Source organism: Thermoflexus sp. (assembly GCF_042408365.1).
In the GTDB taxonomy this organism is placed as follows: domain Bacteria; phylum Chloroflexota; class Anaerolineae; order Thermoflexales; family Thermoflexaceae; genus Thermoflexus.
This window is the reverse complement of the sequence record NZ_JBHOQJ010000116.1, coordinates 1-2485: the sequence shown is the minus strand read 5'-3', so window position 1 is coordinate 2485 and position 2485 is coordinate 1. Positions and strand designations below refer to the sequence as shown.

Annotated in this window: 2 protein-coding genes; one reads left to right on the top strand and one right to left on the bottom strand. The window is 64.6% G+C overall.

Going from position 1 to position 2485, the window contains the following annotated elements; translation table 11 throughout:
* Positions 1-87: 87 nt before the first annotated feature.
* Positions 88-2196, bottom strand: a complete 2109-nt coding sequence (locus ACFMO5_RS05065; protein WP_376791673.1) for an acetate--CoA ligase family protein — start codon at positions 2194-2196, stop codon at positions 88-90.
* A 51-nt stretch (positions 2197-2247) separates the two neighbouring features.
* On the opposite strand from ACFMO5_RS05065, the gene ACFMO5_RS05060 reads away from it, so the two are divergent.
* Positions 2248-2485, top strand: a 238-nt coding sequence (locus ACFMO5_RS05060) for a hypothetical protein (protein ID WP_376791672.1), incomplete at its 3' end; no start/stop codon positions are given.

Here is a 2485-nt window from a genome sequence, read left to right as displayed (position 1 = left end):
GCCTGCCCCTACTCCATCCCATCGCCACACCCCGCCGAAATTCCCCGTGGAAAGATCAGCCACGCGGGTTGGGGAGAGGACCCGAATCTATGACGGGAGCGCTGCGGCCTCCATGGAAGTGGGAACCTCCTGGGAGAGCGCGATCCGGACATCCACCGCGTGAACCCCTTCACCAGGACGAGCGACGATCAGCGGGTTCAGATCGATCTCCGCGATCTCCGGGTGTTCCAGCATCATCTGGCCCACCCGCCGCAGGATGTCGATGATCTCCTCAAGCTCCCTCCCACCCCGCCGCAAGAGGCGGCGGCCGATCCACGTTTCTTCCAGCATGGCTTCCGCCTCCGCTCGGCGGATGGGAGGCAACCGGAACGCCACATCGTCTACGGCCTCCACTTCAACGCCTCCCGCACCGAACATCACCACTGGGCCGAACTGGGCGTCCCGATAGGCGCCGATGATGATCTCCAGGCCCGCTGGAGCCATTCGTTGGATGAGAGCTTGCTCGTTAGGGCCGATGAGCCGAGCGAAGGCCTCACGGACCTCGCAGGCATCCCTGAGGTTCAGCGCCACCCCACCGGCCTTGCTCTTGTGGATTAACCCCGGCGCGACGCGCTTAAGGGCAACCGGATATCCCAGGCGATCCGCCAGTGCGATCGCTTCCTCCGGCGTGGCGGCGAGCCCGGAAGGTGGCACCGGAAGTCCCCAGGCAGCTGCCAGCTCCGCCCCCGCCTGTGGATCCAGAACCCATTTCCCCTGCACCCGAGCTTCCAGGATCCGCGAAACAGCACCCCATAAGTCCGGCGGATGAACCGGCTCGAGGCGCTCGCGGCGCTTCTGCTGGATCTTGGCCCATTGATGGAGAACGCCCAGGGCGAAGGCAGCCCGACAGGGGGTGAGAAAACCCGGGACGCCCGCCGCATGGAGCGCCCGGATCGCCTCCAGGGCGATCTCGCCCCCGAAGACGACCCCCACCACCGGCCGGGCGGAACCTGCTGCGGCCCGGCCGATGGCCGCGGCAACCTCGCGAGCGGGGGTCACCGCTTGCGGAACGAAGAGGGCCATCACCGCATCCACATCGGGATCCTCCAGAAGGGCCCGGAGGGCCCATGCGTAGTGTTCCGGTTGAGGCCCCCCGAGCATATCCACCGGGTTCCCCACCATGGCGCCCCGCGGGGTGACCGCCTGAAGGCGCTCCTGTGTTGAGGGCTGAAGATCTGCCAACCGCAATCCATAGCGGGCCAGATGATCTGCCCCGACCGCCGCTGGCCCCCCTGCGTTGGTCAGTATGACCACCCGGGTACCTGAAAGAGCTGGTTGCAAGGCCAATACCAGGATCGCATCGATCAAAGCTTCGAGATGATCGACCAAGATGGCTCCCACATGGTGCGCAGCGGCCCGGAAGATCCGCTCGGGCAACGCCAGCGCTCCCGTGTGGGAAGCGACCGCACGGGCCCCATCCGGTGTGCGCCCCGCCTTGAGGATCACCAAGGGCTTCCTCGCGCTCACCTCGGAAGCGGCCTCAAGGAAGCGCCTGCCGTCGCGGATCCCCTCCACGTAAGCCGCCACGACCCGGGTGAACGGATCCGCGGCCAGGGAGCGGAGCGCATCCGCGAGGTCGATGTCTGCCTGGTTCCCCAGACTAACGACCCGGGAGAACCCGATGCCCACGCTGACCCCCCAATCCAGGATTCCCCCACACACTGCCCCAGAGTGAGAGACCAATCCAATGGGGCCAGGCTTCGGCATGATATGAATGAAGGTGGTGTTCAACGGGATCCGTGTGTCGATGAGGCCCACCGCGTTAGGTCCGATGAACCGTATGCCGTGGCGACGGGCCACCGCGCGAAGCTGCTCCTCCCGCTCCCGACCCTCTTCGCCGCGCTCCGCGAAACCGGAGGCTACCAGGATGGCCGCGCGGATCCCCCGGCGCCCACAGGCTTCCAGCGCCTCAACGCTCTGCTCTGCCGGAACCATCAGGATCGCCAAATCCACCGGATCCGGAACCTCATCCAGAGAACGATAAACCGATAGGCCCAGGAGCTCGCCCCCCCTGGGGTGAACCGGATAGATCGGCCCCGGATAACCCGAGCGGATCAGATTCTGAAGAACGCCGTAGCTCAGTTTGGTCGGTTGCGCGCTGGCGCCTACCAGCGCCACCCCACGAGCGTGAAAGAAGGGCTGCAAAGGATCGTCCATGGCGTGCCTCGCCGAATGGGTTATTGCAATCTCATCTTAACGAACGTTCGGTTGAAGGACCAGATCGCGCAATCGTTTTTCGAGAAGCTTGATGAACATAAAAAGGAGGAAACTTACCGCGTAATTCCATTTATCAAGAATGGCCTTCTCACCTTCTCCACCTCCAAGCGCTCACAAATTACCGGAATGAGAGGTGGTCCTTTGTCTATGGGTTTTCAGGGGCTGGGGGCCTTCGGCCCCCAGCCCCTGAAAATTTTCTCTCCCCCCTCCCCGGGGGGGGGGGGGGGGG